The organism is Terribacillus sp. AE2B 122, from assembly GCF_902497585.1.
GTDB lineage: Bacteria > Bacillota > Bacilli > Bacillales > Amphibacillaceae > Terribacillus > Terribacillus saccharophilus_A.
In genome coordinates this window covers 1248-15522 of sequence record NZ_LR700947.1, presented here as the reverse complement: position 1 = coordinate 15522, position 14275 = coordinate 1248, and the positions used below count along the sequence as shown (strand labels likewise).

Annotated in this window: 18 protein-coding genes; 16 read left to right on the top strand and 2 right to left on the bottom strand. The window is 44.8% G+C overall.

Annotated elements, in window-relative coordinates:
* Positions 1–67: 67 nt before the first annotated feature.
* Positions 68–838 carry a rhomboid family intramembrane serine protease gene (locus AE2B122_RS14025; protein WP_095220139.1) on the bottom strand — a complete coding sequence of 257 codons (771 nt, stop codon included), beginning with the start codon at positions 836–838 and terminating at the stop codon, positions 68–70.
* A gap of 156 nt (positions 839–994) precedes the next feature.
* Here AE2B122_RS14025 and acpS point away from each other — a divergent pair, with 156 nt between their 5' ends.
* From acpS to AE2B122_RS13950, 15 genes are all read left to right on the top strand, one after another.
* The gene (acpS, locus tag AE2B122_RS14020) at positions 995–1360 is read left to right on the top strand and encodes a holo-ACP synthase (RefSeq protein ID WP_095220140.1); all 366 of its coding nucleotides are present in this window, start codon (positions 995–997) and stop codon (positions 1358–1360) included.
* Positions 1361–1421: 61 nt separating this feature from the next.
* Entirely contained in the window at positions 1422–2933 is a 1512-nt protein-coding gene (locus AE2B122_RS14015; RefSeq protein ID WP_095220141.1) for an NAD(P)H-hydrate dehydratase, read from the top strand.
* Positions 2934–2983: 50 nt separating this feature from the next.
* Positions 2984–4003 (top strand): outer membrane lipoprotein carrier protein LolA, encoded by a 1020-nt coding sequence (locus tag AE2B122_RS14010; protein WP_175074466.1) that lies wholly within the window; start codon positions 2984–2986, stop codon positions 4001–4003.
* Between the two features lie 90 nt (positions 4004–4093).
* Positions 4094–5260, top strand: a complete 1167-nt coding sequence (gene alr, locus AE2B122_RS14005; RefSeq protein ID WP_095269510.1) for an alanine racemase — start codon at positions 4094–4096, stop codon at positions 5258–5260.
* Positions 5261–5416: 156 nt separating this feature from the next.
* Positions 5417–5692 carry a hypothetical protein gene (locus tag AE2B122_RS14000; protein ID WP_038558136.1) on the top strand — a complete coding sequence of 92 codons (276 nt, stop codon included), beginning with the start codon at positions 5417–5419 and terminating at the stop codon, positions 5690–5692.
* 4 nt (positions 5693–5696) lie between these two features.
* Complete coding sequence (locus AE2B122_RS13995; protein ID WP_038558138.1) at positions 5697–6047, top strand: type II toxin-antitoxin system PemK/MazF family toxin; 351 nt, start codon at positions 5697–5699, stop codon at positions 6045–6047.
* Between the two features lie 208 nt (positions 6048–6255).
* Positions 6256–7128: an RsbT co-antagonist protein RsbRA gene (locus AE2B122_RS13990; protein ID WP_095220143.1), complete on the top strand. Its 873-nt coding sequence runs from the start codon at positions 6256–6258 to the stop codon at positions 7126–7128.
* Positions 7125–7481 (top strand): STAS domain-containing protein, encoded by a 357-nt coding sequence (locus AE2B122_RS13985; RefSeq protein WP_038558142.1) that lies wholly within the window; start codon positions 7125–7127, stop codon positions 7479–7481. The genes AE2B122_RS13990 and AE2B122_RS13985 overlap by 4 nt, the downstream gene beginning before the upstream one ends.
* A 2-nt stretch (positions 7482–7483) precedes the next feature.
* Complete coding sequence (locus AE2B122_RS13980; RefSeq protein WP_038558144.1) at positions 7484–7885, top strand: anti-sigma regulatory factor; 402 nt, start codon at positions 7484–7486, stop codon at positions 7883–7885.
* A gap of 16 nt (positions 7886–7901) precedes the next feature.
* On the top strand, positions 7902–8912 hold the full coding sequence (locus AE2B122_RS13975; RefSeq protein WP_095220144.1) for a PP2C family protein-serine/threonine phosphatase: 1011 nt from the start codon (positions 7902–7904) through the stop codon (positions 8910–8912).
* A gap of 56 nt (positions 8913–8968) precedes the next feature.
* Complete coding sequence (locus tag AE2B122_RS13970) at positions 8969–9298, top strand: anti-sigma factor antagonist (RefSeq protein ID WP_095220145.1); 330 nt, start codon at positions 8969–8971, stop codon at positions 9296–9298.
* Positions 9299–9300: 2 nt separating this feature from the next.
* Positions 9301–9777 (top strand): anti-sigma B factor RsbW, encoded by a 477-nt coding sequence (rsbW, locus tag AE2B122_RS13965; protein WP_038558151.1) that lies wholly within the window; start codon positions 9301–9303, stop codon positions 9775–9777.
* Positions 9749–10540, top strand: coding sequence for an RNA polymerase sigma factor SigB (gene sigB, locus AE2B122_RS13960; protein WP_095220146.1), 792 nt, complete (start codon positions 9749–9751; stop codon positions 10538–10540). Before rsbW ends, sigB begins: the two co-directional genes overlap by 29 nt.
* Positions 10533–11129, top strand: a complete 597-nt coding sequence (locus AE2B122_RS13955; protein ID WP_245840404.1) for a SpoIIE family protein phosphatase — start codon at positions 10533–10535, stop codon at positions 11127–11129. Before sigB ends, AE2B122_RS13955 begins: the two co-directional genes overlap by 8 nt.
* Before the next feature lie 90 nt (positions 11130–11219).
* Positions 11220–13382 (top strand): Tex family protein, encoded by a 2163-nt coding sequence (locus AE2B122_RS13950; protein WP_175074465.1) that lies wholly within the window; start codon positions 11220–11222, stop codon positions 13380–13382.
* 44 nt (positions 13383–13426) lie between these two features.
* Here AE2B122_RS13950 and cmpA read toward each other — a convergent pair whose 3' ends face one another.
* Complete coding sequence (cmpA, locus tag AE2B122_RS13945; protein WP_093727607.1) at positions 13427–13549, bottom strand: cortex morphogenetic protein CmpA; 123 nt, start codon at positions 13547–13549, stop codon at positions 13427–13429.
* Between the two features lie 87 nt (positions 13550–13636).
* On the opposite strand from cmpA, the gene AE2B122_RS13940 reads away from it, so the two are divergent.
* Positions 13637–14113 carry a SprT family protein gene (locus tag AE2B122_RS13940; RefSeq protein ID WP_095220150.1) on the top strand — a complete coding sequence of 159 codons (477 nt, stop codon included), beginning with the start codon at positions 13637–13639 and terminating at the stop codon, positions 14111–14113.
* Positions 14114–14275: the final 162 nt, after the last annotated feature.

The following is a 14275-nucleotide window of genomic DNA, read 5'->3' as shown; positions in this document are numbered from 1 at the left end:
TTCTGCCGAAGCGGCGCTCAAGAATAACATTCGGTTTTAAGCAATGGGAATTTAGTTATGTCCAGCCTCAATTTATATAATCGTAGATACCGATAAGCACTAAAGCTGCAATAACAATCCATAAGATTACCTTCTTATTGGTTCGTCTTCCATAAGGTCGTTTTTTCCAGCGGTCTGCATCAAAGCCTACTTCATTATCACGCTGGCGAGGACGTTTGTTCCGATAGATGGAGAAAGGCTTTGCTTTGATAAGAAAGATCGGAGCTAGTACAAACCCAGCCACAGCTCCTGCCAAATGCGCTGTAAGGTTTATATTTGCGGTGAACAAGGACATGATGATACCAACAATGAAGATGATGACGATCAATTGCGCATTTCCGGGATCTATCAAGTGCTTGCGGAAATAGACCATAAACAGATAGATTCCGAACAATCCATAGATAGCACCGGATGCACCTATATGACTGACAAAGCTGTAAGGATCCATTACATATGTGACAGCATTTCCGATAATTCCGGTAAGCAAGTAAAACAAGGTGAACTTCAGTTTCCCCAGCATTTGCTCGAGAGCGGGTCCGAATATTACCAGGGAGAAACAGTTGAAAAGAACATGCGAAATGCTTCCAGGTGCGTGCAGAAAAATAGGTGTAACGAGTCGCCAGTATTCTCCGCCCGAGATGAATAGATTCACACCTGCTCCTAATTGATAAAGACTGCTCCCGAATTCAGTTGGGAGAAGTCCTGTAATGATCCAAAGCAGCAGATTGACTGCTACGATTAAGCTGATGACAGGATAGGCATATAAGTATTCTTTAAAGCTTTCATTTCTGCGGAACAATCCAATCCCTCCTTCAATACCTTCTATTAGCTATCAGCATAGCGTAAACCAATGCAAATTGCTTGTCATAACATCTTATAACTTTCCCCCCTGCTTTTATACATATAGGGTACAATACTCGGTAGAGAATTCAGAAGGAAGTTGGGTTGTACTATTATGATTAAGGGTATCGGTTTAGATATTACAGAATTGGCACGTATCGAAAAAGCGATTGTGCAAAGTGATCGGATCCTGAGCAGGATCTTGACCAAATCAGAACAAACACACTATTATTCACTGGTATCCGATAAACGGAAAGTCGAATTTGCTGCTGGGCGTTTCGCGGCAAAGGAAGCATACGCAAAAGCAAGGGGAACCGGCTTAGGTAAATTGGGTCTTCATGATATTGAGATAATGCCGAATGAAGCAGGTGCACCAGTACTTACAGCTAGCGACCAAGCTGAGGGGGAGCAGGTTTTCCTGTCGATTACCCATTCGGATGCTTACGCTGCTGCGCAAGTGATCATTACACAGGATAAATAGACTTGTTTGCATATTATTTGAGCCTGTCTCATAAATTGTAGTGCGGGTAGGAGGGAACAGCGTGTATATTGTCACCGCAAAGGAAATGTACGAAGTGGATCGTTATGCAATGGAGGAAATAGGGATCAGCGGCAGCATTTTAATGGAATCTGCCGGCCGAGCCATTGCAGAACGGATGAAACCGCTGATCGGAACCACGGACCGGATACTAGTCCTCTGTGGCTCCGGCAATAATGGCGGCGATGGATATGTAGTAGCCAGGACACTACTGAACGAAGGATATGACGTAGCTGCAGTCCAAGTAGGGCGTAACTTGACAGCTGATGCAGCAATGCATCAGCAGGTTTACGATCGGCTTGGCGGAGAAGTGATGGATGTAGAAGCAGACACTTTCCAGATGGCATTAGCTAAAGCTGATATCATAGTGGATGCGATGCTGGGCTTAGGAGTTCGCGGCAAATTACGCAGCCCCTATACGGAAACCGTACAGGCTGTCAACGACAGTGACGCACTTGTCTTTGCCATTGATTTGCCTTCCGGTGTACCGGCGGATGATGCTGTAGAATTTGAGGAAGCAATCCAAGCTGACTATACCTTCATCATCGAGGCACCGAAACCAAGCGCCTTCATTCAGAAAACAGCACCATACTACGGGGAATGGAAGACTGTATCCATCGGTCTGCCGGCTGCCTATTTGAGCAGACAAGCCGGTGCCAGAACATGGACTGAACAGGACGTGAAGCGGTCATTTCCGATCCGGCAGCCTTTCTCACATAAAGGGACAAATGGCAAAGGATTCCTCATCGGGGGAGGAATAGAAATGCCAGGATCAGTTACGATGTCCAGCATGGCTGCTCTTAGGGCAGGAGCAGGTCTTCTGACTGTCGGAACCTTGCGCCAGGTCATTCCATCTGTATTGTCTCACTTGGCAGAAGCGACATTCACTTCTTTGGATGAGGAGAATGGCGTGATAGTCGATACGGAAGACTTGGATGTAAGTGCTTATGATGCGATTGTCGTCGGCATGGGAATGGGAAGAGGCGAATCGACAGCAGCCTTGACGAAGCGGGTGCTGGAAGAAGCTGAAGTTCCTGTCCTTTTAGATGCTGACGGTCTCTATCATATCAAATCCGACCTGGAGATCCTTCGGAATAGACAAGCTCCGACAGTTTTGACACCGCATCCTGGAGAGATGGCCATGTTATTGGACATGAAAGTGCCAGAACTGCTGGAACGACCATTCGAGCTAGCTCGAAAATTTGCGATAGTGCACCAGGTACACCTCGTGCTGAAAGGGACATACACCATCATCACCGCTCCTGATGGCAGTCAGATTGTCAATACGACTGGCAACCCAGGCTTAGGTAAAGGTGGGAGCGGAGATGTACTTTCGGGTATTCTTCTTGCAATGCTCATGCAGCACGAAGATCCGATGGAGGCAATTGCAAACGGAGTTTACGTCCACGGGAAAGCAGCTGATGTATTGGTCGAAGATGCGCATTCACAGCAGGATCTGCTGGCAACTGATCTTATGAAAGGGCTCGCCAAGGTTTTTCGTAACATTTCCGATTGACGGGGACATGTTCTCTTTGTTCGCTTTATAGCTGACAAAGGAGTGTGACCATGAAAAAAATTGCTGGTTTGATTGTCTTTGCTGCCTTTTTATTCTTATTAACTGGCTGCAGTGAGGCCTCTCAGGAAGATGTAGTAAAGAAGCTGGAAGAGACATCAGCTGAGCTGCAAGGCTACAAGGCCGAAGCCACTATGAAGCTGAACACAGGAGAAGAACAGCAAGCCTATGGAATTGATGTGTGGTATCAGAAAGACAACCATTACCGGGTTTTATTGGAAAATGATACAGATGAGCAGGGCAGTCAGGTGATTTTGCGCAATAAAGATGGTGTGTTTGTGCTCACCCCTGCACTGAGAAAAAGCTTTAAATTCCAGAGCGAATGGCCTTATAACAGCAGTCAGCCTTATTTGTACCAATCGCTCGTGCAGGATGTGTTGAAGGACAATAATGCAACCTTTGAATCAACAGAAGAGCATTACGTGTTCAAGACGAAGACCACATATCAGAACAATACAACCCTGCCTTATCAGGAAATCTATTTCAATAAAAAAACATATACCCCTGAGCTGGTTAAAGTGTTAGATAAGGATAAAAAACCAATGGTCGAAGTAGCTTTTTCTGCATTCAAGCTTGATCCGAAATTTGGAGAAAAAGACTTTGAACTAGAGAACAATATGACAGGGTCCCTGTCCGGAGTGCCGGCTTCGGCAGTACCGAATGAACAGCAAGGATTGACTGTGTTATATCCAACAGAAACAGCGGGAGCAACGCTTGCTGAGGAGAAAGAAGTTAGTGCTGACGGGAAGGAACGGGTAATCCTGACATATGAAGGTGAGAAGAGCTTTACATTGGTTCAGGAGCAGGCAGATGTATCAGAGACTGCAGCAGCAACAGCGGCGATACCAGCTAGCGGCGAACCTATCAGTCTCGGGTTCACCGTAGGAGCTATTACCTCTTCCAGTCTGACGTGGACAAACAACGGTGTAGATTATATGCTTGCCAGTGAGGAATTGACACGGGAAGAAATCCAGGAAGTGGCAGCATCCATTAATGGCCAGGCAATGAAATAATGAGCAGAAGCAGACGTACTGAGTCTGCTTTTTTGTTTTCCTGCTATAATAGACAAAGGTAAAATTTCTAGGAGATGAATACATATGAGGATCGACCATTTTTATCGGGATTCTTGGGTGGAAATAAATCTCGATCATGTTGAATATAATATAAAGCAACTGGCAGCACATATCGGAGAAGACAAAGGGATCTATGCGGTTGTCAAAGCGAATGCATATGGACACGGATATGCCCAAGTCGCGCAGGCAGCATTGAACGCTGGAGCATCGGCACTGGCAGTCGCTTTTCTGGATGAGGCGCTTCATTTGCGCAAAGCCGGAATACAGGCAGCAATTCTTGTGCTTGGAGCAACTCGCCCTGAAGATGCAGCAATCGCTGCAGACCATGATATATCGCTAACTTTCTATCGAAAGGATTGGCTGGAGGCAGTACGCGCTGAACAATTCCGTAAGCCGCTTCAGCTGCATATGAAGCTGGATACTGGAATGGGGAGATTAGGATTCCGGACAGTGGATGACATTCGTTCTGTATTGCCTTTACTTGATACCCCATCCTTAATCCTGGAAGGTGTCTATACACATTTCGCAACAGCAGACGAAGCCGATTTGTCATATTTCGAAAGACAGCGAAGCAAATTCGATGAGCTATTCAAGGTGCTGCGGGAGGAATGGCCGGACCCAGTTATCGTCCATACGGAAAATAGTGCAGCCAGCATGCGTTTTGCTGCGGATGAGTCGGATTTTGTCCGTTTCGGCATCGGCATGTATGGACTTTATCCGTCAAAGACCGTCAAAGAAGAGCATCCGATAGCTCTACGTCAAGCGTTTTCCCTGCACAGCAGACTTGTGCACGTCAAACAGCTTGAGGCGCATGAAGCGGTGAGTTACGGTGCAACCTATGAAACAGATAAACCGGAGTGGATTGGGACACTGCCAATCGGATATGCAGATGGATGGATTCGCAAGATGCAAGGGTTTGAGGTGCTTGTAGATGGCAAGAGAATGCCGATTGTTGGCAGGGTCTGCATGGATCAATGCATGGTGAAGCTGGATAAGGCTTATCCAGTCGGTACGGAGGTTGTTCTCATCGGTTCGCAGCTGGATGCTTTTATCAGTGTGGATGAAGTGGCAGACTGGGTAGACACCATCAATTATGAGATTCCTTGCCTTATCGGCGCACGAATGCCGCGCGTCTATAAACGCTCTGGTCAGATTGTCGAAACCGCCAATGCGCTTAATCCTGGCGAAAGCTTGTAATATTCGGCAGAAAGTCAGCCTTTCTCCCATGCTTTTTGTTTGAAAAAGGCTTTTTTTATCAAAAAGTTCCGGAGGGTCCTTTGCAAACATAAGGCTCGGGTGGTATGATGAAAGTGGATTTTTACAGAAACGACCCGAGCGAATTGGTGGAGGTGTATGGTTGTGTCCGAAGGCTTACAAGAAATCGTTGTAAAGCTGCCTAAGAAACTCCTGAATGAGGTGGATGGTTTGATGCAGAACAATAACAATAGTCTCGATCATTTCTTCTATCAAGCGGCAAAGTCATACGTGCAGGAAAGAAAGAATATCCGTGAGACCATGCAGAAAGGGTACATGGAAATGGCACGTATCAATCTAAATATCGCTTCAGAAGCTTTCCAAGCTGAAGAGGAGGCAGAAGTAACGTTAGAGCGCCTTGTAAGCGGGGTGTAGGCTCTTGATCGTAAAAAGAGGCGAAGTCTATTTCGCCGACCTGTCCCCGGTAGTGGGATCAGAACAGGGGGGCGTGCGCCCGGTATTGGTCCTGCAGAATGATATCGGAAACCGATTCAGTCCGACCGTCATCATAGCAGCGATAACGGCACAGATCCAAAAAGCCAAGCTGCCGACCCACGTGGAGATCGATGCCAAGAAGTATGGCTTTGAACGGGATTCCGTCATTCTTCTGGAACAGATCCGAACAATCGATAAGCAGCGGCTGACAGATAAAATCACACAGCTTGACCCTCCAATGATGGAGAATATTAATCGAGCACTTGAAATAAGCCTAGGCCTTACGGAATTCTAGGTATAGATGGTCCTTGCGTTTAAACGTAAGGGCTTTTTATTTTGATTTCAGTCCTGCTGGAATTTGGTATATACTAAAAAGAAGTCGCCATATTGGAAAGGCGGGCGTATTGGTGTTAGATTAATACTAGATAAAAGTGACCTTGAACATAATGACTGAGCAAGTTCAGCCTTTGACAAGGTGAACGTTACAATACGGGGGTTTCATGATGGCAAAAAATCTGAAGGAGATTCTGGTCGAAAATAGTAACGGTTTGGTTCATATGTGGCTTGAGGAAGTCGCAGAGAAGCAGAAAGAAGTAACAAATTCCGCTATTTCACAGGATCTTTTCGAAAACACCAATCGGGAATTCGTCAATATCATTTTCGGCAGTGTCGAAAAGGAGAGTTTGACTTCTGATCTGGACAACTTTACAGAACGCGTAATTAACCTAGGGTGGCCGCTAAGCTATCTAACAGATGGTCTGCAGCTTTTTAAGCGTGTCGCAATTGAGTATCTGATTGAACATGAAGAACTGGATGTACCTGTACCGAAAGTGCTGCGGCATGTGGACGAGCTTGTAAATCCGATAATCAACCAGCTTGTGAATGAGTATTCCGGCAGCTGGGAAAATACAGTCTCACTCCAGCGTGTTGCATTGCAGGAGCTTTCTGCACCGTTGATTCCTGTTATGGACAATATAACGGTGATGCCGCTAATTGGAACCATTGATACCGAGCGTGCTAAATTTATCATGGAGAACTTACTCGATGGAGTAATCAAACACCATGCAGAGGTTGTGCTAATCGATATCACAGGAGTGCCAGTCGTGGACACGATGGTTGCACACCATATTATTCAGGCAGCAGAAGCAGTGAGGCTGATTGGTTCTACCTGTATCCTTGTGGGTATCAGACCAGAGATAGCCCAGACAATCGTGAATCTTGGGATAGATCTTAGTAAGTTCCCGACCAAAAGCTCTCTACGCAAAGGATTTACAACTGCTCTTGAAATGACGAATCAAATGATCGTACAAACAAACAGCGAAGAACAGACCATAGAAGAGCTGATCGATTCGCTTGATAGGAGTGAACAATCGTGAGAATTCCAATATTGAAGCTGCATAACTACTTGCTGATAAGCATCCAGATCGATCTTGATGACCAGACTGCGATTCAATTCCAGGAAGACCTGCTCAACAAAATTCATCAAAGCGGAGCAACAGGGGTGGTTATCGATTTGACTTCTGTTGACATTATCGACTCCTTCATCGCCAAGGTACTAGGTGATGTGGTGACGATGTCTGATTTGATGGGTGCAAAAGTGGTCCTGACTGGCATACAGCCAGCCGTAGCAGTAACGCTTATTGATCTAGGCATTCATTTGAATGAGGTAACCACGGCACTAGACCTAGAACAAGGATTGATCAAATTGCGCCAGGAACTGGAGGAGTGAAAATGGACTTCAGAACCTGTGTAAATATACAGAAAGAATGGGACATTGTCGGTGCCAGACAATTCGGCCGCGACTTTTCGAAGAAACTTGGCTTCGGAATTGTTGACCAAGCCCGTATAGCTACTGCTATATCGGAACTTGCGCGCAATATCTACCTGTATGCAGGAAGCGGTAAAATCTGCTTCGATGAGGTAGAGAACGTCGGTTCGCGCGGAATTTGCATTGTTGCCATCGATACAGGGCCCGGTATAAAAGATATCAGTCAGGTAATGGAGGATGGTTTCTCCACATCTGGAGGTCTTGGCGCTGGTCTTCCTGGTGTAAAACGCTTGATGGATGAATTCGATATTACGTCAAAGACAGGCGAAGGAACAGAAATCCGCGTCGTTAAATGGGTTCGTTAGAGGAGGATGATGCCAGGTGGATGCGCTTAAGCTAGATCTGTCACACTATCGGGAACTGCTCAAACAATACATCAATACACAAGACGAGTCTGCCTTATACGAGGCAGAGCAGATAAGTAAACGCTCCATCCAGCATAATATCTCGCTGGAGGAGATCATCAACACGCATATCAATGCGCTGGAAGATATATATCCTGAGCTTCCGGAGAACATTCAGCACTCGATGAGCTTCCTATTGGAAGTAATGATTTCCTACGGTCTGGCATTGCAGGAATTCCAGGATCTTCGTGAAACACAGCTGGAGATAAAATCGGAAATTTCCGTAGCGGCCAGAATGCAGAATACATTGCTGTCAACAGTGAAGCCTGATGTAGAAGGTTTCGATATCGGAGTCGTCAGTGTACCTGCCAATCAGATGAATGGTGACTATCACCATTTCATCCACCATGAAGATGGTACTGTAGGTATAACGGTGGCTGACGTGATCGGCAAAGGTATCCCGGCAGCATTATGCATGTCAATGATCAAATACGCAATGGAAAGCTTCCCGTCTGAGCATAAAAACCCGAGTGAAATATTGGAAAGCCTAAATCGGGTAGTGGAACGGAATGTCGATCCAAGTATGTTCATTACGATGTTTTACGCTCTTTTCAATCCAGCAGCCAGCACAATTTCCTATTCATCAGCTGGACATGAGCCAGGTTTCTATTATCACGCTGCTGACGATACCTTCGAAGAGATTCGAGCAAAAGGAGTCGTTCTTGGTGTGACGGATATGGCACAGTACCGTCAGTATGAAAGGGAAATCCATGCAGGCGATATGATTATCCTGCTTACCGACGGTGTAACAGAGTGCCGTCAAGGCGACCGCTTCATTGAGAGTGAAGAAGTGCTTGAGGTCATCAAGAGCTTCTCCCATCTCTCCGCACAGGAGCTGGTGGAAAACGTGTATAAGCACTTTGAGAAACTCCAGGACTTTCATCTGCGAGATGATTTTACATTAATAATAATCAAAAAAGATGTTTAAAAAATGAACAAACGGGTATTACATAGGAATGGTAACTAGCCCTTAGGAGGTACATGATGAACTTAACTGTTGACGTACAAGAAAAAGAAGGAAAATCAGTCGTTTTATTAGCTGGTGAAATAGATGCGTATACAGCTCCTAAACTGAAAGAAGCGCTTTTATCCCTTACCGAAAAAGAGGGCAATAAAGTGGAAGTTAATTTGGAGCAAGTTAATTATATGGACAGTACCGGATTAGGCGTATTCGTTAGCGGGTTGAAATCGACTAAAGAAAACAATAGTGAATTGAAGCTCGTACAGCTGCAGGACCGTGTATACCGTTTGTTCGAGATTACAGGTTTGATCGATGTGATCGATGTTGACAAAACAGTACAAGGTGGCTATTAATTATGGAATCTTTCGATTTTATCGAGATTAAAGTACCGGCTAAACCAGAATACGTTGGGGTAATTCGACTGACTAGCTCAGGTGTTGCAAACCGGATGGGCTTTTCCTACGAGGATATCGAGGATTTGAAGGTTGCAATCTCCGAGGCTGTAACTAACACTGTGAACCATGCTTATGAAAAAGATGAAGATGGCGAAGTCACAATTGGTTTCGGTGTTTATGAGAATCGGCTTGAAGTGATGGTCGCGGATCATGGCGGCAGTTTCAACTTGGATCAAGTAAAACGGAATATTGGACCGTATGAGGCTGCAGAACCTATCGAACAGCTGAGGGAGGGCGGTTTTGGTTTATTCCTGATCGACGCATTGATGGACAAAGTAGAAATCAATAGCGATTCTGGAGTGATCGTCCTCATGACGAAATACCTTCATGAAAATGGGGTGGGACTAGATGACGACCAAATCTCAACCACACAATAACCGTGAGGATGAGGTTTATAAATGGATAGATCATCTGCAAAAGTATCCCACAGATGAAGAAATCCAAGAAAAAATCGTACTCACATACAAAGATCTTGTCACATCTATAGCGAGGAAATATTCCAAGAACAGCACTATTCATGAAGATTTGGTTCAAGTAGGAATGCTGGGATTACTTGCAGCAATTCGCCGGTATAATCCGGAATTTGGTAAGTCCTTCGAATCATTTGCTATTCCAACCATTATCGGAGAAATCAAACGCTTTATTCGCGATAAGACATGGAGTGTCCATGTGCCGCGGCGAATCAAAGAGTTGGGTCCGAAAATCCGTAAGGCAATCGATGAACTAACTACTGACAATCAGAAGTCCCCGACAGTGGCGGAAATCGCTGCTTTTCTGGAAGTGTCCGAAGAGGACATCTTAGAGACAATGGAAATGGGCAAAAGTTATAAGGCATTGTCTGTTGACAGGAAGATTGAAGCTGACTCTGATGGTAGTACTGTAGCAATTCTCGATTTGGTAGGTTCCACAGATAATGGCTACGAAGACATTGACCGCAGAATGTTGCTGGAAAAGGTCCTGCCAATTCTTAGTGAGAGGGAGCAGGAAATCCTTCGCTGCACTTATTTCGAGAATATGAGCCAAAAAGATACAGGAGAAAAACTCGGCATTTCCCAGATGCATGTATCGCGCCTTCAGCGCAGAGCTTTGCGCAAACTGCGGGAAGCTTTACAAGCCGAAGGTGCTGACAGCTTTGATTGATTCCTATCTCCATATGGAAGTGTCGGCGTTTCAGGAGCCAAAGAAAGGCAACTATTATTGCGGAGATAGTTATTTCTACCACGAATCGGAGCATGAATTTATCTGTGTCCTGGCAGATGGACTCGGAAGCGGAGAATTTGCAAAAGAGTCATCACAGGTAGTGGTAGATATTATTCGAGACCATGTACACAGCGGTATCGATGAATTGATCAGGAGATCAAATGAAGTGCTAGTCGGAAAACGCGGAGTCGTCCTCGGGATCCTAAAGGTAGATTACCGAACAGGCAGTTTTTCCTTCACTAGCATCGGAAATATCGGGATCATGACGATTACGAGTGGAAAAAGGGAACGCTGTATACCGAGCCAAGGTTTTCTTGCTGGGTATCCTCGGAAATACAAGATATCTCGAGGAATCTTACAGGATGACATGATATTCGTCATGTTTTCTGATGGAGTTTCTGATAATGAGCTTACGCAGGACCTTTTTAAAGAAAAGGATGTGCGTAAGATACGAGACATGTTTGCACTTTCCAAAAAGAAGCCGCATCAAGACGATATTACATTGATTGCTATGAAATACACGGAATAGGATCGGTGCCTTAAAATAGGTGCTGATCCTTTTTTTATCTGTCCAGTAATTCTGCTACAATATATATAGAAGCAGTCAGGAGGAGCAAAATTGGAAGCAACTATTCAAAGCAGACTCATCCAATGGGTCGAAAAGGAAACATCAATTAAGCAATCATCTATTAAACAGGTCATTAATCTGCTGGAAGAAGGCAATACAGTACCATTTATTGCGCGTTACCGGAAAGAGCAGACTGGCGCTCTTGATGAAGTTGAAATCAAAGCAATTCAAGATAAATGGGATTATGCACAGCAGCTACATCAGCGGAAGACAGAAGTAATCCGTTTGATAGAGGAGCAGGGTAAACTGACAGAGGAACTAAAGCGTGATATTCTCGCAGCTATGCAGTTGCAGCGTATAGAGGATCTATATCGTCCATACAAGCAAAAACGGCGCACAAAAGCTACAATTGCAAAAGAAAAAGGGTTGGAACCTCTTGCAAAGGGACTGTACGAACAGACAATCCAGCACCTTGAAAAAGAAGCCAGAACTTATCTGGACCCTGAAAAGGAACTCCAAACAGTCGAAGAAGTGCTGCAAGGAGCAAGTGACATAGTGGCCGAATGGATTAGTGAGCAAGCAGCTTTCCGAGATTACATTCGAGAAAAGACAGAGAAGCAAGGCGTTCTGTTAACAAAAGTGAAGAAAGCAGAAGACGATGAAAAAGGCGTCTACGAAATGTACTATGAATATCAGGAATCTATACGGCAGATGGCGTCCCATCGGACATTAGCTGTCAACCGGGGTGAGAAGGAAGGCATACTGCGGGTAACTGTTGAGCCTCCAGCAGATGTTATCTTAACTTATCTTAAACGGAAAGTTATCAAGCAAAGAACTGCTGCTGATGTTGCATCCGCCTTGCAAGCAGTTATCGAGGACAGCTATAAGCGGCTCATCCAGCCATCAGTCGAACGGGAAATTCGCTCCATGCTGTCAGAAAAAGCAGAAGAGCAGGCAATTAAGATTTTCTCAGAGAACTTGAAAAACCTTCTTCTTCAGCCGCCATTGAAGGGTCGGGTTGTATTAGGAGTGGATCCAGCTTTCCGTACAGGCTGTAAGCTGGCAGTAATAGATGAGACCGGAAAATTACTCGAAAAAAACGTCATCTATCCTACTGCGCCGCGTCATGATGTCAAAGGTGCTAGTAAAGTCGTTGAGACATTATTAACTAAATACGATGTTGAACTGATTGCAATTGGTAACGGAACTGCATCACGGGAAACAGAACAGTTCATTGCAAATGTTATTCGGCAGATGGAAAGCAACGTCGCTTATATAATCGTAAATGAAGCGGGTGCAAGTGTGTATTCTGCATCAGAATTAGCGAGAAAAGAATTTCCTGAGCTGCAAGTAGAAGAACGCAGTGCTATTTCCATCGGCCGCCGAATCCAGGATCCATTAGCAGAACTGGTTAAAATCGATCCAAAATCAATTGGTGTTGGGCAGTACCAGCATGATGTAGGGCAAAAAAGATTGAACGATTCACTAGGATTTGTCGTGGAGACTGCGGTAAACCAAGTAGGTGTCAATGTGAATACAGCTTCTGAATCTTTGCTGCAATATGTATCTGGATTTAGTAAGACTGTGGCAGCGAATGTCGTGAAGCAGCGGAATGAGATTGGTAAGTTCTCCTCACGTAAGCAGCTCAAGTCTATTCCGAGGCTTGGCAGTAAGACATATGAACAGAGTATCGGTTTTCTGCGCGTTCTAGACGGCGAAGAACCGCTTGATAGAACACCGATTCATCCAGAGAGCTATACTGCTACAAAACAGCTCTTGAAGCGTCTTGGTTCGGATGTAGTGGATATAGGAACTGATAAGCTGCAAGAGAAGCTTGCGGAAGTTGATATAACCGAGATTGCTGCAGAATTGGGTGTTGGTGATCTTACGCTTCGGGATATTGTACAAGCCCTTAATCAACCAGGAAGGGACCCGCGCGATGATTTTGATCAGCCATTATTGAAGCAAGATGTGCTGGCAATGGAAGATCTTAAAGAAGGAATGGAACTACAAGGGACTGTCCGAAATGTCGTTGATTTCGGTGTTTTCGTCGACATAGGCGTTAAACAAGATGGTCTTGTCCATATTTCCAAGATGTCTAATAAGTTCGTGAAACACCCAATGGATATCGCATCGGTAGGAGATGTAGTCACTGTCTGGGTAGATAAAGTGGATATTGACAAACAGCGAATTGCACTTACAATGGTGAAGTAACAACAGCAGCGAAAAAGCCCCTGCCCCCTCGTGGGACAGGGGCTTTAGCCGCCGTTTGAATGCTGTTTCTGCTTATAGAAGAACCAGCATTGATTCAACACCTTCAATTGGTTAACGTTTTTTGTAAGGAAAGCTTGAGATAGTTGATTTTTCAACCAATTAGGCATTCTTTTACCTCCTGCAGCCCATGGATGTCGGGAAAAATGAATGTCTGCTGCATCATATGCATGATAGGAACTGGAGGTGCCTGCGTGATGAAAGAAATAACGATACATAATTTGCAGCAAATCGTCGAAGAGATTTCTATAGAATGGTTCAATCGGCCATTTGTTGATACAGCAAGGTATAACAATCGACTGCGAACTACTGGAGGCAGGTACTTGCCGGGTAAACGACTTATTGAGATCAATCCGAAATATCTGCAGGAGTTGGGACAGGAAGAAACAATCGGAATCATTAAACACGAACTATGTCATTATCATCTTCATATAGAAGGTAAAGGGTATGGCCATCGGGATCCGGAATTCAGGGAGCTCCTTCAGCAAACAGAATCACCGCGCTTTTGCAATATGCTTCCGTCATTAAAAGAAAAGAAGCTGCTATATTATAAATGCACGAAATGCGGGCACGTTTATAAACGAAAAAAGACAGTGAATACGCGTAAATATGGATGCGGTAAATGCGGGGGGAAGCTGAAAAAGCAAGAGAATACAGGATTGCTGGAGAAATAAAACGAGAAAAAACAAAAACTTTCAAGAAAAGTGTTGACGTGTTCTGTAATCCATGATAAATTTATTAAGCCGTCGACGAACGGCACGAAAAAAATCACGAAAGTGGTTGACACATAGCGAAAGATGTTGTAAGATACATAAGGTCGCTAACATGTGACAAAC